Consider the following 22,014-nt stretch of genomic DNA (forward strand, 5'->3'; position numbering starts at 1 on the left):
GGAACACCATGACCACCGGCACCTTCATCGGCGAGTACCGCAGCGGATCGGGCGGCGACACCGTCATCACGAACCCCGCGACCGAGCAGGAGGTCGCGTCGTTCACCGCCTCGGGCGTCTCCGACGTCGACGAGGCCGCGGCCGCCGCGCGCGCAGCGCAGCCCGAATGGGCCGCGAAGACCCCGGGGGAGCGCTCGCTCGCCCTGCTCCGTCTCGCCGACGCGCTCGAAGCCGACGCCGAGCACCTCGCGAGACTCGAGGTCGAGGACTCGGGCAAGCCGTGGACGACGGCCTTCGACGGCGAGCTGCCGTTCGGCATCGACAACCTGCGCTTCTTCGCGGGCGCAGCCCGCTCGCTCGACGGCACGGGTGCCGGCACGCTCTCGAACGGCTACACCTCGATCATGACCCGCCGTCCGGTGGGCGTCGTCGCGGGCATCACGCCCTGGAACTTCCCGCTCATCATGGCGATCTGGAAGGCCGGTCCCGCGCTCGCCGCGGGCAACGCCGTGATTGTGAAGCCCGCTCCGGCGACACCGCGCACGACCCTGCGCTTCGCCGAGCTCGCGCTGCAGGCGGGGCTGCCCGCCGGCCTCTTCAACGTCGTCACGGGCGACGCCGAGGTCGGGCAGGCCCTCGTCACGCACCGCGAGGTCGACATGGTGAGCGTGACCGGCTCGACCCAGACCGGCAAGGCCGTGATGCGCGGTGCCGTCGAGGGGGTCAAGCGCGTGCACCTCGAGCTCGGCGGCAAGGCACCCGTGATCGTGTTCGACGACGCCGACCTCGGCGCGATGGCGCACGCGGTGGCGCTCGGCGCGACGTACAACACCGGCCAGGACTGCACCGCGGCCACACGCGTCTACCTCGAGCGCTCGATCTACGACGACGGCGTCGCCGCACTTCGCGCCGCCATCTCGGGCATCGTCGCCGGCGACCCGATGGACGCCGACACTCACATCGGCCCGCTCATCTCGAAGGGCCACCTCGAGCGCGTGTCGGGCTTCGTCTCGCGCGCCGTCGCCGAGGGCGCCGAGGCGCTCGCCGGCGGCCACGCGATCGACCGCGTCGGCTCGTACTTCGCGCCGACCCTGCTCGTCGGAGCCGCGCAGTCCTCCGAGATCGTGCAGGGTGAGGTGTTCGGCCCCGTGCTCGTCGTGCTCCCGTTCGACGGTGAGGCCGAGGGCATCGCGCTCGCGAACGACAGCGCCTACGGGCTCGCGTCATCGGTGTGGACCTCGGACGTCTCGCGCGCACTGCGCGTCAGCCAGTCGCTCGACGTCGGCGTGACGTGGGTCAACGACCACCTGCCGATCGCATCGGAAGCGCCGCACGGCGGCGTGAAGGGCTCGGGCTTCGGCAAGGACATGTCGATCGAACCAATGCTCGACTACTCGGTCACCCGCCACCTCATGATCCGTCACGCGCCGCCGCCCGCGACGACGGGCTTCCGCCCGGCCTAAGCGCGAGCCGAGGCCGAGGCCGAGGGCAGCGGTGCCGCGACCGGGAGCGGCAGCTCCTCCTGGTTCGCGGCGAACATGCGCTTCACGAGGGGCCGGGCGAGCCGCGAGAGCATGATCCCCGTCATCGCCCGCGTCATCAGCGCCTCGAACCGGCTCGCCGGCACCATGCGCCGGATACCACCGCCCATGAGGTGCTTGCCCGCTTCGGCGAACGGCACGATGTCGCGGGCGTACCGCTCGGCGGCGGCGGCCGGGTCATCGGGCGTCTCGGCGATGCGGGCGGCGAGCAGGTACGCGCCGATGAGCGCGGTCGCCGTGCCCATGCCCGACATCGGCGAGCCGCACGAGCCGGCGTCGCCGATGAGCACGACCCGGCCGTTCGCGACCTCGGGGACGTCGATGCGCGCGAGCTCGTCGAAGTAGAAGTCGGACGCCTCGGGCATGGCGGCGAGCACCGCGGGCGCGTGCCATCCTGCGCCGTCGAGGGCCCGGCGGATGAGCGCCTCCTGCGCCGCCCGGTCGCCCCGGAGCGACGGATCGCGGTCGATGCGGAGCGTGATGATCGCCTTGGAGGTCGACGGGTCGAAGTCGGGCCGGATGCCGAAGGTCGCGCCCGGCACGAATCGCATCGAGAACCAGCCCGGCTCCACATCGGCGGGGGTGGGCAGCGTGAAGAACGCCACGTAGCCGCCGAGGTGGGTCGAGTAGTCGGCCTCGGGTCCGAAGGCCAGGCGCCGGGTCGCCGAGTGCACGCCGTCGGCGCCCACGACGAGGTCGAACCGCTCGTCGGCCGCGTGCTCGAAGGCGACGTCGACGCCGTCGGCGTCGGGCGCGATGGCGGTGATGCGATCGCCGTAGCGGAGATCGAGCAGTCCGGTCGCCGCCGCGCTCGCGGCCGCGAGCCGATCGCGCAGCACCTCGTCGAGGTCGCCGCGCGCGATCTCGATCTCGGCGACCGCTCCCTTGCCGTCGAAGTCCTCCATCGACATGCGGCCGAACACGCGGCCGGCGCCGTCGACGTAGGAGAGGCCGAGCTCGTGCAGCAGCCGCGCCCGGATGCCGGGCATGAGTCCCATGCGCTCGGCAACCTCGCGGCTCGCTCCGCGGAGGTCGACGGCCTGGCCGCCTGGGCGGGGAGCGTCGGCGCGCTCGACGACGGTGGTGCGGATGCCGCTGCGCACGAGCTGCAGCGCGAGCGCATGCCCGGCGATGCCGCCGCCGGAGATCAGGATGTGCGGGGTGGTGCCGGTGGTGGTCATCGCCGTGCCCTTCTCGATTCAGACAAATGTCTCATACGTATGTCTAACAACGATTGAGACGAATGTCTAGTACAGATGTCTGAATCGTTCGCGTACGATCGACGCATGGGCAATCGTGAAGACCTGCTGGCCGGCGCGCGCCGGGTGATCGTCGAGCGCGGGGTCGCGAAGGCCACGGCGCGCGACATCGCGACCGCCGCCGGTGTGAGCCTCGCCGCGATCGGCTATCACTTCGGTTCGAAGGAGCAGCTCATCACCGAGGCGCTCATGGAGTCGCTCGGCGACGGCATCGGCGACGGCATGGAGGCCGTGGTCGGCGAGACCGCGGCGCTCCCGCTGCTCGACGGCTTCGCCGAGCTCTGGAATCGTATGCCAGAGGTCTTCGCGGCGAATCGCGAACCACTGCTCGCGAGCCTCGACAACACCGTGCGCGTGCTGCGCGACCCCGAGGCCAGTCGGCATCTCGCCGCGGCGGCGGGGGAGGGCTACCTGGGCATCGCCGAGCAGCTCCGTGCCGCACGCCCGGAGCTCTCCGACGAGCAGGTCGACGCGGTCGCGAAGCTCGACTTCGCGCTCGTGCAGAGCCTCGGCATCCTGTGGCTGCTCGCGCCCGACAGACTGCCGAGCGGCGACGAGCTCGCCCGGGCGGTGGCCGTCATCGCGGGCGCCGAGGCACCCGCCGGGTCGACCGGAGCCTGACGGCGGAAGCCGTCGACGCGGCGCCCGCCCGGGCGTACGATACGGCTATGCCCGCGCGGCTGGTGTCGATTCGAGACGCCCGGAGGTTCGCGATCCTCCTCGCGGGCCTCCTCGCGGTCTCGCTCACCGGTTGCATCGCCCCCGTCGGCGATCCGTCGGGGGCCGGCGCCGGCACCGAGAGCCCCCTCGGTGCCTACCTGCCCCTCGGCGACGCCCCCGCGGCATCCGTCACGCTCGAGTCGCTCGCCACGCACCGGAGCGGGCTGCCCTTCGAACCGACCGATCCGGCATGGGTGGCCGAGGCGACGGCCGAGTTCGAGGCCGGTCGCAATCCCTACACGGCCTCGCTCGAGGAGTTGCTCGCGCTCGCGCGCGTCGAGCCCGTGGTGCCGTCGGAGGCGCCCGTCTACAGCAACTTCGGCGCGGCGCTGCTCGGGCATGCACTCGCCGCCGCAGCCGGCACCGAGTACCAGGCGCTGCTCGCGGATCGCGTGTTCGAGCCGCTCGGCATGGACGACGCGGTGCTCGTCACGACACCCGACGAGGTGCCCGAGGGGCATGCCGGCGGGACCGACGTGTCCGGCGATCCGATCGCACCCTGGTCGGGGGAGGGGTTCGCGCCCGCCGGATTCGTGCATGCGACGCTCGACGATCTCGTCGCACTCGCCCAGTCGGTGCTCGACGGGCCGCTCAGCGACAGCGCGGCGCTCGAGCCGGTCGCGCCGGGCTACAACCGGTTCGAGCAGTTCGGCTACTTCTGGTGGATCAGCGAGGAACGCCCCCGGACCATCACCGGGCACGGCGGAGAGACGGGCGGCTTCCGGAGCGCGCTCATGATCGACCGGGATGCCGGCATCGCCTCGATCGTGCTCGCGAACTCCCAGCGCGATATCCACGAACTCGCGCTGCGCTACCTCGTCGAGGCCGACAACGAGGACTGAGCCGCGTCGGCGTGCGCCTCGCACGTCGCGGCGCCGCACGACTCGCACAGCACGAACTCGGCGTCGCACGAGGCATCCGTGCAGTTGGCGGTGCGATTGGTCGCGGTGCCGCAGCGCGCGCACTCGCCGATGACGGCGGCATGGTCGCTGAAGTCGATCGAGCCGCGCTGGTCGAAGACGTAGAGCGAGCCCTGCCAGAGTCCGTCGTCGCCGAACCGCTCGCCGTAGCGCACGATGCCGCCGTCGAGTTGGTAGACCTCGCCGAATCCGCGGCTCGTCATGAGGCTCGAGAGCACTTCGCAGCGGATTCCGCCGGTGCAGTACGTGACGACGGGCCTGCCCTTCAACTCGTCGTACTTTCCGGAGTCGAGTTCGCCGACGAAGTCGCGGGTCGTCTCGACATCGGGCACGACCGCGCCCGCGAAGCGGCCGATCGCCGCCTCGAGGGCGTTGCGCCCGTCGAAGAAGACGACGTCGTCGCCGCGCTCGGCCATGAGGTCGTGCAGCGCCTCGGGGCTCAGCTTCGTGCCGCCGCCGACGACGCCCTGCTCGTCGACGGAGAGCTCGTCGGGTGCGCCGAACGAGACGATTTCGCCCCGCACCTTCACGCTGAGCTTCGGGAAGTCGGCGCTCGCGCCGTGCTCGTCGAGCCCGGTGCCCTCGCTCCACTTGAAGTCGATGTGCTTGAAGGCGGGATACTCGCGGGTCTTGCGCACGTAGCGCTTCAGCGCCTTCAGCTCGCCGCCGAGCGTGCCGTTCAGGCCGTGCTCCGAGATCAGGATGCGACCGCGCAGCCCGAGCGACTCGGCGAGGTCGCGCTGCCACAGCCGCACGGCCCCGGGGTCGGCGAGCGGAGTGAAGACGTAGTAGAGGAGGATCTTGGCGAGGGCCACCCCGAGATCATACGGGCGCTCGATCGGGGACGCATGTGGGGATGCTGCAGTCGAGCTGAGCGCGAGCGCGCCACGGGGCTTGATTAACTCGTATCTTCATATACTGTTTACGTGAGTACGAGTAATTAAACCCCTGCGAAGGAGCATGAACATGACTGGCACCGATGCACGCCGCTTCGACGGCCGCACCGCGATCATCACCGGCGCCGGCTCGGGCATCGGCCGAGCCGTGGCCCGGATCCTGGCCTCCGATGGGGCGACGGTGATCGCCTCGGACATCGCCGCCGACCGGCTGCGCGATCTCGCAGAGGAGCTGGGCGACTTCGACGTGCGCGCCGTGGTCGGTGACGTGACCGAGGAACGTACGGTGCGCGAACTCGTCGAGGCGGCGGACGGCGGGGTCGACATCCTCGCCAACATCGCCGGCATCATGGACGGCGTCCTCCCCGCCGACGAGGTCGATGACGACACGTGGCAGCGGGTGTTCGACGTCAACGTCACCGCCGTGCTCCGCACGACGCGGGCCGTGGTGCCGCTCATGCGCGAGCGAGGGGCGGGTGCGATCGTCAACATCGCCTCCGAGGCATCGTTCCGCGGCTCGGTCGGCGGCGCCGCATACACGGCGTCCAAGCACGCCGTCGCCGGTCTGACGAAGAGCAGCGCGTTCATGTACGGACCACAGGGGATCCGCACGAACGCGGTGGCACCGGGGGCAGTGGTCACGGGGCTCGACGTGTCGTGGCGATCTGAATACGGTGCGGCTCGCACCGGCCCGGTGCTGCAGGCGACGATGTCGGCTCCGGCCTCCGCTGAGCAGATCGCCGGCACGGTGGCCTGGCTCGCCAGCGACGAAGCCGCCAACATCAACGGCGTGATCCTCGCATCGGACGGCGGCTGGTCCGCGGTCTGACCGATGCCCGCGCCTAGGCTGGCTGGATCGAGTGGAAGGGGCGGCAGTGGCCGACGACGCGGCGGGTCCGGAGTTGCCGACGGGGATCGCGCTGGCGTGGGGTGAAGTACCGACGCCGCAGCGCGGGCCGAAGCGGGAGTTCAGCCTCGACCAGGTGCTCGAGGCCGCCGTCGTGCTCGCCGATGCCGACGGCATCGACGCCGTGACGATGCCTGCGGTCGCCCGGGTGCTCGGACTCACGGCCATGTCGCTCTACCGGTACGTGTCCTCGAAGGACACCCTCCTCCTCCTCCTCCAGGAGCGGGGGATGGGTCTCCCACCCGCCTCCATCGCGGCGGCGAACGGGTGGCGGCCCGGACTCGAGGAGTACGCCGCGGCATCCGGCGCCGTGTACCGACGCCACCCATGGATGCTCGACATCGCGATCATGGGTGTCGCGAGCACGCCCAACAACCTCGCATGGCTCGAAGCCGGGCTCGCAGCCCTCGCGGGCACCGTGTTGTCGCGGCACGAGCGGGTCGCCGTCGTGCTCCAGGTCAGCGGTCATGCCCGCTTCCGCGCCCTCGTCGAGCGCGGCTACACCGACCGCGCGGGCGAGGCGGGCGAGTCGCTCTCGGGCGTGGTGGTCTCCGAGGCTCGCCTGCTCGGACGGCTGGTCACCGCGGACCGGTTCCCCGAGCTCCATGCCACGCTCGGCAGCGGCGCGCTGGTCGACGGCTCGTTCGAGAGCTTCGACTTCGGCCTCGCACGGCTGCTCGACGGCGTCGCCGACTATCTCGGCCGGTCGGCCTGAGGCCGGCCTGACACCGGCCGACCCAGTGGCCCGAACGTGATCGGGTAGCGTGTGAGCATCATGCGCCCGATGCCGCTCGAGCCCAACAGTCGCCGTGTCGCGATCGGCTCCCGCCTGCGTGCGGCCAGGCAGGCGCAGCAGCTCACGATCGACGAGGTCGCCCGTGTCACGGGCCTCACGAAGGGGTTCCTCTCTCGCGTCGAGCGGGACATGACCTCGCCGAGCGTCTCCTCGCTCATCACGCTCTGCGACGTGCTGTCGATCTCGGTCGGCTCGCTGTTCGAGGCGCCCGACGTGCAGTTCGTGCCGGCGGGCACCGGCCCCCGCATCAACCTCGGCGGCGTCGACACCGAGGAGCGACTGCTCTCGGCGCGGGGCGAGTCGAAGGTGCAGGTGATCCGATCGGTGATCCAGCCCGGCGGGCACGGCGGCGACGAGCTCTACGCCGTCGCGGCCGAGGTCGACGTGCTGCACGTGCTGTCGGGCACGATGCAGGTGCGGTTCTCCGACCAGGACTGGGAGCTCGGTCCCGGCGACAGCCTGACGTTCAACGGCCACGAGCCGCATAGCTGGCGGGCCCTCGGCGACTCCGGCGCCGAAGTCATCTGGGTGCTCGCACCCGCGCTCTGGAGCGCCTGAGGCCGGTTCCCACGGCTCGCCCGTGACGTGATCGGCGCCTCGCATTCGAGGTGATCGACGCCTCGTCCCTGAGGTGAGCGGATGCCGCGCGCTCGTGACATCCGCTCATCATCCGCTTGACGCGCCCTCCCGACGGCGCTATCTTGTCATCCAGTCCTAGATGCCTAGGAAGAAACAAAAGATTCCCACGAAGCAACAAGGAGGTTGCGAGATGACGCAGCCGATCGGTCCCGTCGACAGCTCCAAGACGCCGCGCTACGCCGGCCCCGCGGGGTTCGCGCGCCTGCCCCGGCTCGACCAGGTCGAGCACGCGGACATCGTCGTGGCGGGTGTGCCGTTCGACAGCGGGGTCTCGTATCGCTCGGGGGCGCGCTTCGGGCCGACGCACATCCGCGAGGCCTCGCGCCTGCTGCGCCCGTACAACCCGGCCCTCGACGTCTCGCCCTTCGAGGTGGCCCAGGTCGCCGACGCCGGCGACATCGCGGTGAACCCGTTCAACATCGGCGAGGCGATCGACTCGATCCAGGCCGCGGCGCTCGAACTGACCGAGGGCGGCACCCGACTCGTGACGCTCGGCGGCGACCACACGATCGCCCTCCCGCTGCTCCGCGCCGCGGCCGAGCGGCACGGCCCGGTGGCGCTCCTCCACTTCGACGCCCACCTCGACACGTGGGACACCTACTTCGGTGCCGAGTACACGCACGGCACGCCGTTCCGCCGGGCCTTCGAAGAGGGCATCATCGACACCGAGGCGCTCAGCCACGTCGGCACCCGTGGTCCGCTGTACGGCAAGAAGGACCTCGAAGACGACCGGCGCTTCGGCTTCGGCATCGTCACGAGCGCCGACGTCTACCGTCAGGGCGTCGACGAGGTCGTCGCGAAGCTCCGCGACCGCATCGGCGACCGCCCGCTCTACATCTCCATCGACGTCGACGTCATGGACCCGGCGCACGCTCCCGGCACGGGCACGCCCGAGGCCGGCGGCATCACGAGCCGCGAGCTGCTCGAGATCCTGCGCGGCTTCGTCGGCCTGAACCTCATCGGCGCCGACGTCGTCGAGGTCTCACCGCCCTACGACCACGCCGAGATCACGGGCGTCGCGGCATCGCACCTCGGGTACGACCTCGTGTCGCTCCTCGCCCTCCGCCACGAGGCATCCGCTCATGCCTGAGTCGACGACCGAGCCCACGGCCGGCGTGGCCGGCGCGACCGGCGAGCACGTGCGCAACGGCGGCGATGTCGTCGTCGAGACGCTCGAGGCACTCGGCGTCTCGCACGTCTTCGGCATCCCGGGCCAGCATGCGCTCGGCCTCTTCGACGCGATCCGCCGCAGCGACCTCGAGTTCGTGAGCTCGCGCGTCGAGAACAACTCGGCATTCGGCGCCGACGGGTACACGCGCGCAACCGGCGAGGTCGGCGTGCTGTTCCTCTCCACCGGGCCCGGCGCGCTCACCGCGCTCGGCGCCCTGCAGGAGGCGTACGCCACGGCCGTGCCGCTGCTCGTCATCACGAGCCAGGTGCCGCGCCGCGGCCTCGGCGGCACCCGCAAGGGCCTGCTGCACCAGCTCGACGACCAGCAGCGCAGCGCGCAGAACGTGACGAAGAGCACGGCCGTCGTTCGCGAGGCCGTGCAGATCCCGTCGGCGCTCGCCGATGCGTGGGCGCTCGCCCAGGCGGCTCCGGCCGGTCCCACCTGGGTCGAGATCCCCGAGGACGTGCTGCTCGAGGCGACGCACGTCCCGCCCGTCCGCTCAGAGGTCACCTCGATCGCCGAGCGGATGCCGCGCGCCGAACTCGTCGACGAGGCGGCCGCGCTCCTCGCCGCTGCGCGCATGCCCGTGATCCTCGCGGGTGGCGGCGTGCGGCGCTCGGAGGGCGGGCGAGCCGCCCTGCGCCGGCTCGCCGAGTCGCTCGACGCCCCGGTCGTCTCCACCGTCGGCGGCAAGGGCGCGATCGCCTTCGACCACCCGCTCTCCGCGGCGTCCTGGATCGAGGACCGGCACACGACGTCGCTCCTCGAGAAGGCCGACGTGCTGCTCGCCGTCGGCACCTCGATCGGCGAGGTCACGAGCAACTACTTCACGTTCGCGCCGCGCGGGCGGCTCATCCAGGTCGACGCCGAGGCGCGCGTGCTCGAGTCGAACCACCCCGGCCTCGGCATCCACGCCGACGCCGCGCTCGCCCTGTCGGCCATCGCGGACCGGCTTCCGGCGAGGCCGTCGGATGCCCCGGCGCGCGGCGCCAACATCGCCGCCCGGCTCCGCGCCGACGTCGAGGCGCGACTCGCCGCACAGGACCTCGGCCCCGAGCTCTCGCTCATGGCCGACCTACGGGCGGCCGTGCCCGCCGATGCCCACACATTCTGGGACATGACGATCGCGGGCTACTGGGCGTGGTCGGCATGGGACCCGAAGCAGGGCGAGTTCCACTCCGCGCAGGGATCGGGCGGCCTCGGCTTCGCGTTCCCCGCGGCGCTCGCAGCGTCGATCGGCTCCGGCCGTCGCACGCTCGCGGTCTCGGGCGACGGCGGGGCGATGTACTCCATCGCCGAACTCGCCACCGCACGCCAGCACGACGCCGACGTGACCTGGCTCATCATCGACGATGGAGGCTACGGCATCCTCCGCGAGTACATGACGGAGGAGTTCGGACAGGCCACCGCCACCGAACTCGCCCGCCCCGACTTCGCAGCCCTCGCCCGTTCCTTCGGCGTCACGGCCCACGAGTCGACCCTCGAGGACGTGGGCGCGACCATCGCCCGCACCTTCACCGAGCCCGGCCCCGCCGTCGTGGTCGTGCCCGCACTGCTGCGCATGTTCGCGGCGACGCACCTGGACTGACGCGCACCCCGGTTCTGCGGCGTGCCGCGGCATCCGACTGAACCACCCGACCCAACACCCGACCGAAACCTGACGCAAAGGATCCAACGATGGATATCGCGATCATCATCATCTACCTGGGAGCGATGCTGCTCTTCGGCTGGTGGGGCAAGAGCCGCACCAAGAACTCGGCCGACTTCCTCGTCGCCGGCCGCCGCCTCGGCCCCGGCCTCTACACCGGCACCATGGCCGCGGTCGTGCTCGGCGGCGCCTCCACCGTCGGCGGCGTGGGCCTCGGCTACAAGTACGGCATCTCGGGCATGTGGCTCGTCGTCTCGATCGCCGTGGGCCTGTTCCTCCTCAGCATCCTGTTCGCCTCGCGCATCCAGAAGCTGAAGGTGTACACCGTCGCCCAGATGCTGAAGCTCCGGTACGGCATGAACGCCACGAGCTCGTCGGGCATCGTGATGATGGCGTACACGCTCATGCTCTCGGTGACGTCGACCATCGCCTACGCGACGATCTTCAACGTGCTCTTCGGCACCGACCGCACCATCTCGGTCATCATCGGCGGCGGCATCGTCATGCTGTACTCCTCGATCGGCGGCATGTGGTCGATCACGCTCACCGACATGGTGCAGTTCGTGCTGAAGACCATCGGCGTCTTCTTCCTCCTGCTGCCGTTCGCGTGGGCCAACGCGGGCGGGTACGAGGGCATCGTCGACCGCCTCGGCGCCGCGGCATTCGACCTCGGCGCGATCGGCGTCGACACGATCATCACCTTCTTCGTGATCTACACCTTCGGCATGCTCATCGGCCAGGACATCTGGCAGCGCGTGTTCACCGCGCGCTCGCCGAAGGTCGCCAGGTGGGGCGGCACGGCGGCGGCCGTCTACTGCCTGCTCTACGGCGTCGCCGGAGCCGTCATCGGCATGTCGGCCGCGGCGTTCCTGCCCGGCATCGAGGCGAGCGACGACGTGTACGCCGCGATCACGCAGCAGATCCTCCCGGTGGGCCTCAGCGGCATCGTGCTCGCCGCGGCCGTCGCCGCGATGATGTCGACGGCCTCGGGCGCACTCATCGCGACCGCGACGGTGGCACGCGCCGACGTCATGCCGCTCGTCAAGCGACTCTTCGGTCGCAGCGCAGCGGATGCCGCGGCCAACGCCAACCCCGAGCACGACGTGCGCTCGAACCGCCTCTACGTGATGGTGCTCGGCATCGCCGTGATCATCGTCGCGGCCCTGCTGAACGACGTCGTCGCCGCGTTGACCGTCGCCTACGACATCCTCGTCGGCGGGTTGCTCGTGGCGATCCTCGGCGGATTCGTCTGGAAGCGAGCCACGGGCGCCGGCGCGCTCTGGTCGATGGGCGTCGGAACGGTCGTCACCCTCGGCACGATGGCCGTCATGGGCAACGTGCTCGCGAACGAGCCGATCTACTTCGGCCTCGGCGCCAGCCTGCTCGTCTACATCGTCGTCAGCCTGCTCACGCCGAAGACCCCGGCCTCGGTGCTGAAGATCTGGAACGACCGCCTCGCCGGTCGCTGCGAGGACGAGGCGGCCGACGAGGCAGCTGGCGTCGACGCGGCTGCTGACGTCGACGCGACTGCGACTGCGACTGCGACCGCGACGGATGCTGCCACGCCCGCTGCCGCTACCGCGCCGGTTGCCGCCCCCACCGCCACCGCTGCCGCGCCGATCACGGCACCGGGCTCGACCCGCCCCGCGGCCGAGTAGGCGTACGGCGGCGGGGCATCGGCCCCGCCGCCGAGTGGGCCGCGAGGCAGCCGTATCGAGATCCCGTGGGGGCGAGCTCGGTACGGCGCCCTCGCGGCCCACTCGTCCCCCGTGTCGGGTCGCCCTCGCGGCCGACTCGTCCCCCGTGTCGGGTCGCCCTCGCGGCCGACTCGTCTTCCCGTGCGGGGTATGCCAGTTCCCCCTCACTGCTTGTGGATCGTGTGCACCGACTTCGTCCTCGAATGCTCAGTCGCTCTGCCGGTTCCTCTCCGCCGGTCTGCCAGTTCCTCCTCAGCGATGAGGGGGAATTGGCATGCGTGGTGAGGGGGAACTGGCATGCGTGGAGCGGACCTGTTGCGAGAGCGTGCCGGGCGCTTTCGAGGAACGGGGCCCTCTGGTGCGATGAGGGGGAACTGGCATACGGATCAGGGCGAGCATGTGCGGTATCGGATGAGACGAAAGCAGCAAGCAGCAAGCAGCAAGCAGCAAGCGACGATCGTCAGGCTTCGAGAGGGTCGTCGGACCAGCCGGACCGGCGGCCGCGCTGACCCCGTCGACCGGCTCGATGCGCGTGCGGCGTTCGCACCGGTGGCGCCGCGCGTGCCGGGAACGCAGGTGCTCGGCCGACGCCGGTGCCGTATCGCTGCTCCCACAGTGCGAAGAGCTGCCCGACCGCTGCATCGAGCCGCTCGAGGTACTCCCCGTTCACCACGTACAGCCGTGACTGCGGCAGCGCCTGGTCGGTCGCGACGCTCACGACGCCCTCGTCTCGCAGGATCCGCAGGTGATGCGAGACGGCCGATCGGGAGATCGAGAACTCCATCGCGATGACCTCGTTGAGGATCCCGACCGGGTGTTCCCCGACTGCGAGCACCTCGATGATCCGGCGACGCACGGGCTCGGCGACGATCTCGAACGGATGCATCATCGCGGCAGCGTATCGAGCGGGCAGCGGGTGGTGGTTCGGCTGTCCACAGGCGCTCGGATCTCGGCCCGCAGCAGACGGGTCTCAACGTTGCGCAGCCGGGCCTCGAGCGGCAGCCGCGGCGACCGTGCTCAGCGCTTGACGACCGTGCTCAGTGCTTGTTGCCGCTGAGCGCGAGCACGCCGCCGAGGCCGATCATCATGACGCCGCCAGTGGCCGAGAGGTGCTCGAGGCGCTTGGGGGAGCGGGCGAACCAGCCTCGCGCCGCACTCGCGGCCAGCGCCCACACCGAATCGCAGAGCAGCGCGAGCACGATGAAGACCACGCCGAGCTCGAAGAGCTGCAACGGGATCGACCCCGCCGAGAACGAGACGAACTGCGGCAGCACGGCGACGAAGAACGCGATCGTCTTGGGGTTCGTGACGCCGACGATGAACCCCTCGCCGAGCTGGCGCCAGTGCGAGCGCGGCGCGGCCTTGCCGTCGGCGGATGCCGCGGCATCCGCTCGGTGCCTGATGGCCTGCACGCCGAGGTAGACGAGATATGCGGCGCCAGCGAACTTGATGATCGTGAAGAGCACGACCGACTGGGCGACGATCGCGCCGACGCCGAGTGCCACGGCGGCGACGAGCGGCACCATGCCGAGCGCGTTGCCGACCACGCTGAGGAGCCCGCCGAGCCGCCCGAGCGCGAGCGAGCGCCCGATGACGAACAGCACGCTCGGGCCGGGGATGACGATGAGCACGACCGACGCGACGACGAACGCCCAGAGGTTCTCCATGGGGACCATCCCCGCATGCTACCCCGCACTCGAAGCGGGATGGGCCTCCATGGGGTCCGTCCCCGCACGCTGCTCCGCACGTCGAGCGGGATGCGGCTACGGTGGCACTCGTGAGCGACCACATCTCCGCGAGCGTCGCCGACGGTGTCGGCCACGTCACGCTCGACCGTCCGCAGGCGCTGAACGCCCTGAGCTACCAGATGATCCTCGAGCTCACCGCGATCTTCGAACTCTGGCGAAACGACTCCGAGGTCGGCGTCGTCGTGCTCGACGGTGCGGGGGAGCGCGGCTTCTGCGCGGGCGGTGACATCCGCGAGCTCTACACGTACGCCTCGAACGACGACCATGCCGAGGCGCGGCAGTTCTTCCGAGCGGAGTACCGGCTCGACGCGATGATCGCGCGCTACCCGAAGCCCGTCGTCGCGCTCATGGACGGCATCACGATGGGCGGCGGCATCGGCCTCGCCGGTCACGCCTCGATCCGCATCGTCACCGAGCGCTCGCGCATCGCGATGCCCGAGACCCGCATCGGCTTCACCCCGGATGTCGGCGGCAGCTGGCTGCTCGCCAAGGCGCCGGGCGAGCTCGGCGTGCACCTCGCCCTCAACTCGCGCACGATGGACGCGGCCGACGCGATCCACGCCGGATTCGCCGACTCGTTCGTGCCCTCCGAGCGGCTGCCGCACGTCATCCAGGCGCTCGCCGAGCGGGCCGACCCCGGCAGCCCGGCTGAGATCGTCATGCTGTTCGACGAGACGCCCGGCCCGTCGGCCCTCGCGCTCGCCCGCGACTGGGTCGACGCCTGCTACTCGGCGCCGACGGTCGGCGAGATCATCGAGCGCCTGCGCGCCTTCGCCGAGGGGCGAGCGACGGCGCACACGGAGGGTGCACCGTCGAGCTCGTTCCCGCAGCATCCGCTCGACCCCGGCGCCACCGCCTACGCTGCCGCTGCCGCCGACGAGCTCGAGACGCTCTCGCCGACCGCGCTCACCGTGACACTCGAATCGGTGCGTCGCGCCCGCACGCTGCGGAGCCTCGAGGACGCCCTCGAGCAGGAGTTCCGTCTCGTCTCCTGGTTCATCGAGCAGCACGACCTGCGTGAGGGCATCCGCGCCCAGGTCATCGACAAGGACCGCAACCCGCGCTGGAACCCGTCGACGCTCGCCGAGGTCGATCCGGGCCTCGCGGCGCGCGTGATCGACGATGCGCGGTTCGACCCGGTCTGGCCTGCCTAACGTTTGTATACATCCAGCGTGCACTGAGCGACAGTTTGCGCAATCCTCCACCGCAGCGTATACATAAGTGGGGAGGGGTGAGCATGAGAGCCGGCGAACGCGCGTATCAGGTGCTCCGCGAGGAGATCCTCGACGGCGTGCTCGCACCGGGCACCGCGCTCGCCGAGGTCGAGCAGGCGAACCGGCTCGGCGTCTCGCGCACGCCGGTGCGCGAAGCCCTCGCCCGCCTCGAGGCCGACGGCCTCGCGACCGCAGCCTCCGCCCGGGTGCTGCAGGTGAGCGAGCTCTCGCCCGCGAGCATCACCTCGCTGTACGAATTGCGCGAGGCGCTCGAGGAGCAGGCGGCGCGGCTCGCGGCGACCCGGCGCGACCCGGCCCGGTTCACCGTGCTCCACGACCGGCTCGCCGCAGCGCCCGAGCTGCTCGACGGCGGTGACGAGGGCCTGCGCACCTACTACGACACCGTCGATGCGCTCGACGAGGAGATCGACGCGTCGACCGCCAACCCGATGCTCGTGGCGGCGCTGCGCAGCGCGCGCCTGCACTCCGCTCGAGTGCGTCGACTGGCCCGCCACAATCCCGAGCGGCTCCGCGCCGCGGCATCCGAGCACCTCCTGATCGTCGAGGCGATCATCGCGGGCGACGCGTCGCTCGCCGCCCATGCCAGTCACGTGCACCTGCACATGAGTCTTCGTCACGCACTCGCATCCATCGAGTCTCGTCAGCCCGACGGGCACCGCGTAGCCTGACCGTTGGAACAGTTCAGAAAGGTCCACCCATGCACCTCCACCACCTTCGCACGCACCGCAGCGACGAGAACCTCGCTCGCGAGGGCCAGCTCGCCTGGAAGCTCGCGAGCGTCGCGACCGACCCGGTCGAGCTCGACGACGACGTCGTCGACATGGTGGTGAACCGGGTGATCGACAACGCGGCCGTCGCGGCCGCCTCGATCGCCCGCGGTCCGGTCGTCTCGGCGCGCAGCCAGGCGCTCGCGCACCCCGTCTCGATCGGCGGCGACGGCGCGACCGTCTTCGGTGCGGATGCCGCACGCCGCACGAGCCCCGAGTGGGCCGCGTGGGCCAACGGCGTGGCCGTGCGCGAACTCGACTTCCACGACACCTTCCTCGCAGCGGAGTACTCGCACCCCGGCGACAACATCCCGCCGATCGTCGCCGTCGCCCAGCACCTCGCAGCGAACCGCGGCCTCACCGGTCGTGACGTCGTGCGCGGCATCGCGACGGGCTACGAGATCCAGATCGACCTCGTGAAGGCGATCTCGCTCCACAAGCACAAGATCGACCACGTGGCCCACCTCGGCCCGTCGGCCGCCGCCGGCATCGGCACGCTGCTCGGCCTCGACCAGGAGACGATCTTCCAGGCCATCGGCCAGGCGCTGCACACGACGACCGCGACGCGGCAGTCCCGCAAGGGCGAGATCTCGACGTGGAAGGCGCACGCCCCCGCGTTCGCCGGCAAGATGGCCGTCGAGGCGGTCGACCGCGCCATGCGCGGCCAGACGAGCCCCGTGCCGATCTACGAGGGTGAAGACGGCGTCATCGCGTGGCTTCTCGACGGGCCGGATGCCTCGTACGAGGTGCCGCTGCCCGAGGTCGGCGAGGCCAAGCGGGCGATCCTCGACTCGTACACCAAGGAGCACTCGGCCGAGTACCAGGCGCAGGCGTGGATCGACCTCGCCCGCAAGCTCCACGACGAGTACCCGCTGATCCTCGACGACCCGTCGCGCATCGAGTCGATCACCCTGCACACCTCGCACCACACGCACTACGTGATCGGCTCCGGGGCGAACGACCCCCAGAAGTACGACCCCGATGCCTCGCGCGAGACGCTCGACCACTCGATCCCGTACATCTTCACGGTCGCCCTGCAAGACGGAACGTGGGACCACGCGGAGTCGTACTCGCCCGAGCGCGCCCACCGCCCCGACACCGTCGAGCTGTGGAAGAAGGTCACGACCGTCGAAGACGAGGAGTGGACCCGCCGCTACCACTCGAACGACATCGCCGAGAAGGCGTTCGGCGGCCGCGTGGTCATCAAGCTCGCCGACGGCGGCGAGATCGTCGACGAGATCGCCGTGGCCGACGCGCACCCGCTCGGGGCCCGGCCGTTCGCCCGCGAACAGTACGTGCAGAAGTTCCGCACGCTCGCCGAGTGGGCCTTGACGCCCGAGGAGATCGAGCGCTTCCTCGACGTCGCGCAGCGCCTGCCCGAGCTCGGCCCCGACGAGCTCGGCGGCCTCACGTTCAACGTGGCGCCCGGCGCACTCGTGGGCGTCGAGGTCCCCGAGGGACTGTTCTGATGCTGTACTCGACGACGACCCCCGCCGAGAAGCGCCGGCTCTTCCGCGGGCGGCTCGCCACCGGCGAGATCATGCGGTTCCCCGGCGCATTCAACCCGCTCTCGGCGCGGCTCATCGAGCAGAAGGGCTTCGAGGGCGTCTACATCTCGGGCGCGGTGCTGAGCGCCGACCTGGGCCTGCCCGACATCGGCCTCACGACGCTCACCGAGGTCGCGGGCCGCGGCAAGCAGATCACCCGCATGACCGAGCTGCCGGCGATCATCGACGCCGACACCGGATTCGGCGAGCCGATGAACGTCGCCCGCACCGTGCAGGAGATGGAGGACGCCGGCCTCGCCGGCCTCCACATCGAAGACCAGGTCAACCCGAAGCGATGCGGCCACCTCGACGGCAAGCAGGTCGTCGACGAGTCGACGGCGCTGCAGCGCATCCGTGCTGCCGTCGACGCCCGCCGCGACCCGAACTTCCTCGTCATGGCGCGCACCGACATCGCCGCGGTCGACGGGCTCGCCGCCGCGGTCGACCGCGCGAAGGCACTCGTCGACGCCGGCGCCGACGCCATCTTCCCCGAGGCGATGCGTTCGCTCGCCGAGTTCGAGGCGGTGCGCGCCGCGGTCGACGTGCCGCTCCTCGCGAACATGACGGAGTTCGGCAAGAGCGAGCTGTTCACCGTGCAGCAGCTCGCCGACGTCGGCATGAACATCGTCATCTGGCCGGTGTCGCTGCTGCGCCTCGCGATGGGATCCGCGGTGCGCGGGCTCGACGAGATCGAGGCCACGGGCTCGCTCGTCGGCAAGCTCGACGAGATGCAGCACCGTGCCGATCTCTACGAACTCATCGACTACGAGGGCTACAACCGCTTCGATACGAGTATCTTCAACTTCACCGTCGGCGATACGCCGATCGAATAGCCGAGAGTCCCGAACCCGGGCCTCGGGGCCCGGGGACCACCAGACCCGTCAACGCAAAGGAGCATCCGTGGCTGAGCAGGAGATCTACAAGGGCCTGGCCGGCGTGCCGGTCGATTACACCGCGATCTCGAAGGTGAATCCCGAGTCGAACTCGCTGCTCTACCGCGGCTACCCGGTGCAGGAACTCGCGGCCTCCGCGACGTTCGAGGAGGTCGCCTACCTGCTGTGGAACGGCGAGCTGCCCGATGACGTGCAGCTGGCCGAGTTCGAGGAACGCGAGCGCTCGCTCCGGGGCCTCGACCACGAGGTGAAGCGCATCATCGACGAGCTGCCGCTCACGGCCCACCCGATGGACGTCGTGCGCACCGCCGTCTCCGTGATCGGCGCGAGCGACCCGATGACCCCTGACGACAGCGTCGAGGCCAACCTCGACAAGTCGATCCGCCTGCTCGCGAAGCTGCCGTCGATCGTCTCCTACGACCAGCGGCGGCGGCACGAGCTCGAGTTCGTCGAGCCGCGCGCCGACCTCGGCTTCTCGGCGAACTTCCTCTGGCAGACGTTCGGCGAGCTGCCCGAGCTGCCGGTCGTGAGCGCTTTCGACGTGTCGATGATCCTCTACGCCGAGCACTCGTTCAACGCCTCGACGTTCACCGCGCGGGTCATCACCTCGACGCTCGCCGACCTCTACTCGGCGGTGACGGGTGCGATCGGCGCACTCAAGGGACCGCTGCACGGCGGTGCCAACGAGGCCGTCATGCACGCGTTCGACGAGATCGGCACGGGCCCGGGCGGCGCCGAGCGCGCCGCGGCCTGGCTCGACGCCGCACTCGCCGAGAAGCGCAAGATCATGGGCTTCGGGCACCGCGTCTACAAGAACGGCGATTCCCGCGTTCCGACGATGCGCGACGCGATGGAGCGCATGGTCGAGTACTACGAACGGCCCGACCTGCTCGAGCTGTACGTCGGCCTCGAGCAGGCGATGGCCGACCGCAAGGGCATCAAGCCGAACCTCGACTACCCGGCGGGCCCGGCGTACCACCTGATGGGCTTCGACACCCTGACCTTCACGCCGTTGTTCGTCGCCAGTCGCATCACCGGCTGGACGGCGCACATCATGGAGCAGGCGGCGTCGAACGCGCTCATCCGACCGCTGTCGGTCTACAACGGCGTCGACGAGCGGCACGTGCCCGTCAAGGGCTGACCCGATGACCCACGTCTTCCTCGAGATGACGATGACGGTCGACGGATTCACCGCGGCGGTGGGCGTGAGCCTCGAGCATCCGTTCGGGCTCGACGGGGAGCGCGTGCACGAGTGGATGCACGACTCGGTGTTCTCCGGTTCACTCGGCGACGACCGCGACGATGTCGTCGACGAGGTCGGTGAGGGGGTCGATCGCGACGCCGTGTCGCACCTCTACGAGACGACCGGCGCATTCGTGGTCGGCCGCCGCACGCTCGATGTCCGGCAGGCCGTCTGGGGCGACGAGCCGGTGTTCCAAGGGCGCCCGTGCTTCGTCGTCACGAGTCGACCCCACGAGTCGTACGTGCGCGGAGGCTCGCGATACGAGTTCGTCACCGGTGGAGTCGCCGAAGCGATCGCCCGTGCGAGCGTGGCCGCGAGTGCGGCATCCGTCTGCGTCATCGGCGGTGCGGATGTCGCGAGGCAGGCGCTCGCCCTCGGGCTCGTCGACGAGGCGCGTCTCCACATCGTGCCGGTGCTCCTCGGGGGCGGTGACCGGCTCTTTCCCGACTCGGCTCCGAACCGGGTGGAGCTCGAGCCGATCGCGGCCGTTCAAGGCGCACGGGCGACGCACCTGCGGTACCGGTTGCCGACCGTTTCCGGCGAGTAGGCATCGCGGGCTCGCACAACGAGAGCGGCGGCATCCGTCGCTCGACTGTGGCTTCCGCCAATGTTGGATGATCCACCACGATTTCGTCATACAGTCGTGGATCATGCACATGTTCTTCCGCACCCTGCTCCACGTGCTGTTCCTCTCGCGGCGCAAGCCCGACCTCGGTCACTGGGATGTCGCACGCACGAACTTCATCACCCTGCCGACCGACCTCGACATCAATCGGCACATGAACAACGGCGTCTACTTCTCGATCATGGATGTCGCCCGCTTCGACATGCTCGTGCGCAACGGCGTCTGGGCGACGATGCGCGAGAAGAACTGGTACCCCGTCGTCGCGAGCGAGACGGTCACGTTCCGCAAGTCACTGCAGCTCTGGGACCGGTTCACGATCGAGTCGCGTCTCGTCGGCCACGACGACAAGGCGGTCTACGTGGAGCACCGCTACGTGCGCCCCGGCCCCGACGGCGAGCTCGAGATCTACGCGCAGGGCTTCATCCGCGCACGCTTCCTCAAGAAGGGCGGCGGCACGGTGCCGATGGCCGAGATCGTCGAGGTGCTCGGCGTCTCGGGCGCCGACGAGATCCCCGACTGGATGGAGCGCTGGGGCACGGATGTCGCACTGCCCGCCACTCGCGCGGCGGCGCCGTCGATCTGGGCCTGACCCGGCCTAGCTCCGAGCCTTCTGCGGGATCACGACCTCGCGGATGATGAGCAGGATGCCCGCCGAGATCGGAATCGCGACGAGCGCGCCGAGCAGCCCCATGAGCGTGCCGCCCGCGAGCGCCGAGATGAGCACGATCGTGCCGGGCACCTGCACCGCCTTGCCCATGACCTTCGGCGTGAGGATGTACGCCTCGATCTGCATGTAGATGAGCATCGCGATGAGCACGATGATGCCCGCCACCGGCGAGACGAGCAGCGAGATGATCGTCATGATCACGGTGGTGATGACGGTACCGATGAGCGGGATCAACGTGATGAAGAACGCCATCGCGCCGATGAACAGGGCGTACGGCACGCCGACGGCGATGAGCAGGATGGTCGAGAAGACCGAGTTGGCGAACGCCAGCACGACCATGCCGCTGAGGTAGCGGCCGATCGACTGCATGATGCGTTCGGCGTAGCCCTCGACCTCGGTTCGGTGGCTCGCCGCGACGAGCGTGTAGCAGGCGCGCTTGGTGGTGTCGAGGGTCGCGATGAAGTAGATCGAGAGCACGACGACGAACACGCTCGTCGAGATGCCGTCGAGCAGTGACGCGCCGAACTGCAGTGCGCCGCCGCCGATGGCCGCCCAGGTGTTCGGGTCGGCGAGGATGCCGCTGATCCAGGTGACCACGGTCGAGAGCAGGCCGTTCGTCGTCTCGTTGACCTGGTCGAACCAGCCCGAGTCCTGCAGTTGCTTGACCTCGCTCGGCAGGGCTTTCGCGAACGACACCGCCTGGCCGATCACGGGCGGCACGACGATCCAGATGATGCCCACGACGACCGCGACGAAGAGGATGATGACGATCACGATCGCGGTGCCGCGCGGCAGGCCGCGGCGCTGGAACCAGCGGATGAGCGGGTCGAGGCCGAGTGCCACGAACGCCGCGATGAACACCGAGATCAGCACGCTCTGCAGATTCACGACCATGATGGCGAGCAGCACCGCGAGCAGCACGCCGAGCGTGACGATGAAGCCCCATCGGAACGGGTGGTTCACGAAGAGCCCGTGTCGCGGTTCGGGTTCTGCGGAGCGTCGCCGCAGTCGGTCTGCCGAGTTCACGGGGCACAGTCTAGGGTTCGGGATGCCGCGGGCACGCGACATCCTCGGACCGTCGCGGTCGGCGTCACG

21 protein-coding genes are annotated in these 22,014 nt (G+C 70.2%); 16 read left to right on the forward strand and 5 right to left on the reverse strand.

Features of this window, described 5'->3' with window-relative positions; translation table 11 throughout:
* The first annotated feature begins 8 nt into the window (after nucleotides 1–8).
* Entirely contained in the window at nucleotides 9–1,463 is a 1,455-nt protein-coding gene (locus tag ACFCVM_RS12050) for an aminobutyraldehyde dehydrogenase (RefSeq protein ID WP_375836417.1), read from the forward strand.
* Here the strand turns inward: ACFCVM_RS12050 and ACFCVM_RS12055 are convergent.
* Complete coding sequence (locus ACFCVM_RS12055) at nucleotides 1,460–2,722, reverse strand: FAD-dependent monooxygenase (RefSeq protein WP_375836418.1); 1,263 nt, start codon at nucleotides 2,720–2,722, stop codon at nucleotides 1,460–1,462. The genes ACFCVM_RS12050 and ACFCVM_RS12055 overlap by 4 nt on opposite strands.
* Nucleotides 2,723–2,827: 105 nt before the next feature.
* Between ACFCVM_RS12055 and ACFCVM_RS12060 the strand changes: the two genes are divergently transcribed.
* Together ACFCVM_RS12060 and ACFCVM_RS12065 are read left to right on the forward strand one after the other, a co-directional pair.
* Nucleotides 2,828–3,421, forward strand: coding sequence for a TetR/AcrR family transcriptional regulator (locus tag ACFCVM_RS12060; protein ID WP_375836419.1), 594 nt, complete (start codon nucleotides 2,828–2,830; stop codon nucleotides 3,419–3,421).
* Nucleotides 3,422–3,468: 47 nt separating this feature from the next.
* On the forward strand, nucleotides 3,469–4,362 hold the full coding sequence (locus tag ACFCVM_RS12065) for a serine hydrolase domain-containing protein (protein ID WP_375836420.1): 894 nt from the start codon (nucleotides 3,469–3,471) through the stop codon (nucleotides 4,360–4,362).
* Here ACFCVM_RS12065 and ACFCVM_RS12070 read toward each other — a convergent pair.
* Nucleotides 4,332–5,255, reverse strand: a complete 924-nt coding sequence (locus tag ACFCVM_RS12070) for a rhodanese-related sulfurtransferase (protein ID WP_375836421.1) — start codon at nucleotides 5,253–5,255, stop codon at nucleotides 4,332–4,334. The two genes, ACFCVM_RS12065 and ACFCVM_RS12070, sit on opposite strands and share 31 nt — an antisense overlap.
* 151 nt (nucleotides 5,256–5,406) lie before the next feature.
* On the opposite strand from ACFCVM_RS12070, the gene ACFCVM_RS12075 reads away from it, so the two are divergent.
* The 6 genes from ACFCVM_RS12075 to ACFCVM_RS12100 all read left to right on the forward strand — a co-directional run bounded on the left by ACFCVM_RS12075 (nucleotide 5,407) and on the right by ACFCVM_RS12100 (nucleotide 12,155).
* Nucleotides 5,407–6,165: an SDR family NAD(P)-dependent oxidoreductase gene (locus ACFCVM_RS12075; protein WP_375836423.1), complete on the forward strand. Its 759-nt coding sequence runs from the start codon at nucleotides 5,407–5,409 to the stop codon at nucleotides 6,163–6,165.
* 46 nt (nucleotides 6,166–6,211) lie between these two features.
* Nucleotides 6,212–6,958 carry a TetR/AcrR family transcriptional regulator gene (locus ACFCVM_RS12080; RefSeq protein ID WP_375836424.1) on the forward strand — a complete coding sequence of 249 codons (747 nt, stop codon included), beginning with the start codon at nucleotides 6,212–6,214 and terminating at the stop codon, nucleotides 6,956–6,958.
* Between the two features lie 60 nt (nucleotides 6,959–7,018).
* Nucleotides 7,019–7,597 (forward strand): helix-turn-helix domain-containing protein, encoded by a 579-nt coding sequence (locus tag ACFCVM_RS12085; RefSeq protein ID WP_375836425.1) that lies wholly within the window; start codon nucleotides 7,019–7,021, stop codon nucleotides 7,595–7,597.
* Between the two features lie 211 nt (nucleotides 7,598–7,808).
* Complete coding sequence (gene speB, locus ACFCVM_RS12090) at nucleotides 7,809–8,768, forward strand: agmatinase (protein WP_204461645.1); 960 nt, start codon at nucleotides 7,809–7,811, stop codon at nucleotides 8,766–8,768.
* Nucleotides 8,761–10,437: a thiamine pyrophosphate-binding protein gene (locus ACFCVM_RS12095; RefSeq protein WP_375836426.1), complete on the forward strand. Its 1,677-nt coding sequence runs from the start codon at nucleotides 8,761–8,763 to the stop codon at nucleotides 10,435–10,437. Before speB ends, ACFCVM_RS12095 begins: the two co-directional genes overlap by 8 nt.
* Before the next feature lie 89 nt (nucleotides 10,438–10,526).
* Complete coding sequence (locus ACFCVM_RS12100) at nucleotides 10,527–12,155, forward strand: sodium:solute symporter (RefSeq protein WP_375836427.1); 1,629 nt, start codon at nucleotides 10,527–10,529, stop codon at nucleotides 12,153–12,155.
* A 499-nt stretch (nucleotides 12,156–12,654) separates the two neighbouring features.
* On the opposite strand, the gene ACFCVM_RS12105 is transcribed toward ACFCVM_RS12100, so the two are convergent.
* Nucleotides 12,655–13,083: an ArsR/SmtB family transcription factor gene (locus ACFCVM_RS12105; RefSeq protein ID WP_375836428.1), complete on the reverse strand. Its 429-nt coding sequence runs from the start codon at nucleotides 13,081–13,083 to the stop codon at nucleotides 12,655–12,657.
* Between the two features lie 148 nt (nucleotides 13,084–13,231).
* Entirely contained in the window at nucleotides 13,232–13,870 is a 639-nt protein-coding gene (locus ACFCVM_RS12110; RefSeq protein ID WP_375836429.1) for a LysE family translocator, read from the reverse strand.
* Nucleotides 13,871–13,971: 101 nt separating this feature from the next.
* On the opposite strand from ACFCVM_RS12110, the gene ACFCVM_RS12115 reads away from it, so the two are divergent.
* From ACFCVM_RS12115 to ACFCVM_RS12145, 7 genes are all read left to right on the forward strand, one after another.
* A complete protein-coding gene (locus ACFCVM_RS12115) occupies nucleotides 13,972–15,096 on the forward strand; it encodes an enoyl-CoA hydratase/isomerase family protein (RefSeq protein ID WP_375836430.1) in 1,125 nt (374 codons plus the stop codon).
* 83 nt (nucleotides 15,097–15,179) lie between these two features.
* Entirely contained in the window at nucleotides 15,180–15,845 is a 666-nt protein-coding gene (locus ACFCVM_RS12120) for a GntR family transcriptional regulator (RefSeq protein WP_375836431.1), read from the forward strand.
* 29 nt (nucleotides 15,846–15,874) lie between these two features.
* Nucleotides 15,875–17,413 (forward strand): MmgE/PrpD family protein, encoded by a 1,539-nt coding sequence (locus ACFCVM_RS12125; RefSeq protein WP_375836432.1) that lies wholly within the window; start codon nucleotides 15,875–15,877, stop codon nucleotides 17,411–17,413.
* Nucleotides 17,413–18,324: a methylisocitrate lyase gene (gene prpB, locus ACFCVM_RS12130; protein WP_375836433.1), complete on the forward strand. Its 912-nt coding sequence runs from the start codon at nucleotides 17,413–17,415 to the stop codon at nucleotides 18,322–18,324. The genes ACFCVM_RS12125 and prpB overlap by 1 nt, the downstream gene beginning before the upstream one ends.
* A 67-nt stretch (nucleotides 18,325–18,391) precedes the next feature.
* Nucleotides 18,392–19,525, forward strand: a complete 1,134-nt coding sequence (locus ACFCVM_RS12135; RefSeq protein WP_375836435.1) for a bifunctional 2-methylcitrate synthase/citrate synthase — start codon at nucleotides 18,392–18,394, stop codon at nucleotides 19,523–19,525.
* A gap of 4 nt (nucleotides 19,526–19,529) precedes the next feature.
* On the forward strand, nucleotides 19,530–20,174 hold the full coding sequence (locus tag ACFCVM_RS12140) for a dihydrofolate reductase family protein (RefSeq protein WP_375836436.1): 645 nt from the start codon (nucleotides 19,530–19,532) through the stop codon (nucleotides 20,172–20,174).
* A gap of 103 nt (nucleotides 20,175–20,277) precedes the next feature.
* Nucleotides 20,278–20,841 (forward strand): thioesterase family protein, encoded by a 564-nt coding sequence (locus ACFCVM_RS12145; protein WP_375836437.1) that lies wholly within the window; start codon nucleotides 20,278–20,280, stop codon nucleotides 20,839–20,841.
* Between the two features lie 6 nt (nucleotides 20,842–20,847).
* Here the strand turns inward: ACFCVM_RS12145 and ACFCVM_RS12150 are convergent, their stop codons facing one another.
* Complete coding sequence (locus tag ACFCVM_RS12150) at nucleotides 20,848–21,945, reverse strand: AI-2E family transporter (protein WP_375836438.1); 1,098 nt, start codon at nucleotides 21,943–21,945, stop codon at nucleotides 20,848–20,850.
* Between the last annotated feature and the right edge of the window lie 69 nt (nucleotides 21,946–22,014).

The organism is Agromyces sp. NPDC056389 (genome assembly GCF_042262385.1).
Taxonomy (GTDB): domain Bacteria; phylum Actinomycetota; class Actinomycetes; order Actinomycetales; family Microbacteriaceae; genus Agromyces.

What these genes read in the sequence shown, in the direction of transcription:
- ACFCVM_RS12050 (WP_375836417.1), top strand. Translation starts at nt 9, where the DNA reads ATGACCACCGGCACCTTCATCGGCGAGTACCGCAGCGGATCGGGCGGC.
- ACFCVM_RS12055 (WP_375836418.1), bottom strand. Translation starts at nt 2,722, where the DNA reads ATGACCACCACCGGCACCACCCCGCACATCCTGATCTCCGGCGGCGGC.
- ACFCVM_RS12060 (WP_375836419.1), top strand. Translation starts at nt 2,828, where the DNA reads ATGGGCAATCGTGAAGACCTGCTGGCCGGCGCGCGCCGGGTGATCGTC.
- ACFCVM_RS12065 (WP_375836420.1), top strand. Translation starts at nt 3,469, where the DNA reads ATGCCCGCGCGGCTGGTGTCGATTCGAGACGCCCGGAGGTTCGCGATC.
- ACFCVM_RS12075 (WP_375836423.1), top strand. Translation starts at nt 5,407, where the DNA reads ATGACTGGCACCGATGCACGCCGCTTCGACGGCCGCACCGCGATCATC.
- ACFCVM_RS12085 (WP_375836425.1), top strand. Translation starts at nt 7,019, where the DNA reads ATGCGCCCGATGCCGCTCGAGCCCAACAGTCGCCGTGTCGCGATCGGC.
- speB (WP_204461645.1), top strand. Translation starts at nt 7,809, where the DNA reads ATGACGCAGCCGATCGGTCCCGTCGACAGCTCCAAGACGCCGCGCTAC.
- ACFCVM_RS12095 (WP_375836426.1), top strand. Translation starts at nt 8,761, where the DNA reads ATGCCTGAGTCGACGACCGAGCCCACGGCCGGCGTGGCCGGCGCGACC.
- ACFCVM_RS12100 (WP_375836427.1), top strand. Translation starts at nt 10,527, where the DNA reads ATGGATATCGCGATCATCATCATCTACCTGGGAGCGATGCTGCTCTTC.
- ACFCVM_RS12105 (WP_375836428.1), bottom strand. Translation starts at nt 13,083, where the DNA reads ATGATGCATCCGTTCGAGATCGTCGCCGAGCCCGTGCGTCGCCGGATC.
- ACFCVM_RS12110 (WP_375836429.1), bottom strand. Translation starts at nt 13,870, where the DNA reads ATGGTCCCCATGGAGAACCTCTGGGCGTTCGTCGTCGCGTCGGTCGTG.
- ACFCVM_RS12120 (WP_375836431.1), top strand. Translation starts at nt 15,180, where the DNA reads ATGAGAGCCGGCGAACGCGCGTATCAGGTGCTCCGCGAGGAGATCCTC.
- ACFCVM_RS12125 (WP_375836432.1), top strand. Translation starts at nt 15,875, where the DNA reads ATGCACCTCCACCACCTTCGCACGCACCGCAGCGACGAGAACCTCGCT.
- prpB (WP_375836433.1), top strand. Translation starts at nt 17,413, where the DNA reads ATGCTGTACTCGACGACGACCCCCGCCGAGAAGCGCCGGCTCTTCCGC.
- ACFCVM_RS12140 (WP_375836436.1), top strand. Translation starts at nt 19,530, where the DNA reads ATGACCCACGTCTTCCTCGAGATGACGATGACGGTCGACGGATTCACC.
- ACFCVM_RS12145 (WP_375836437.1), top strand. Translation starts at nt 20,278, where the DNA reads ATGCACATGTTCTTCCGCACCCTGCTCCACGTGCTGTTCCTCTCGCGG.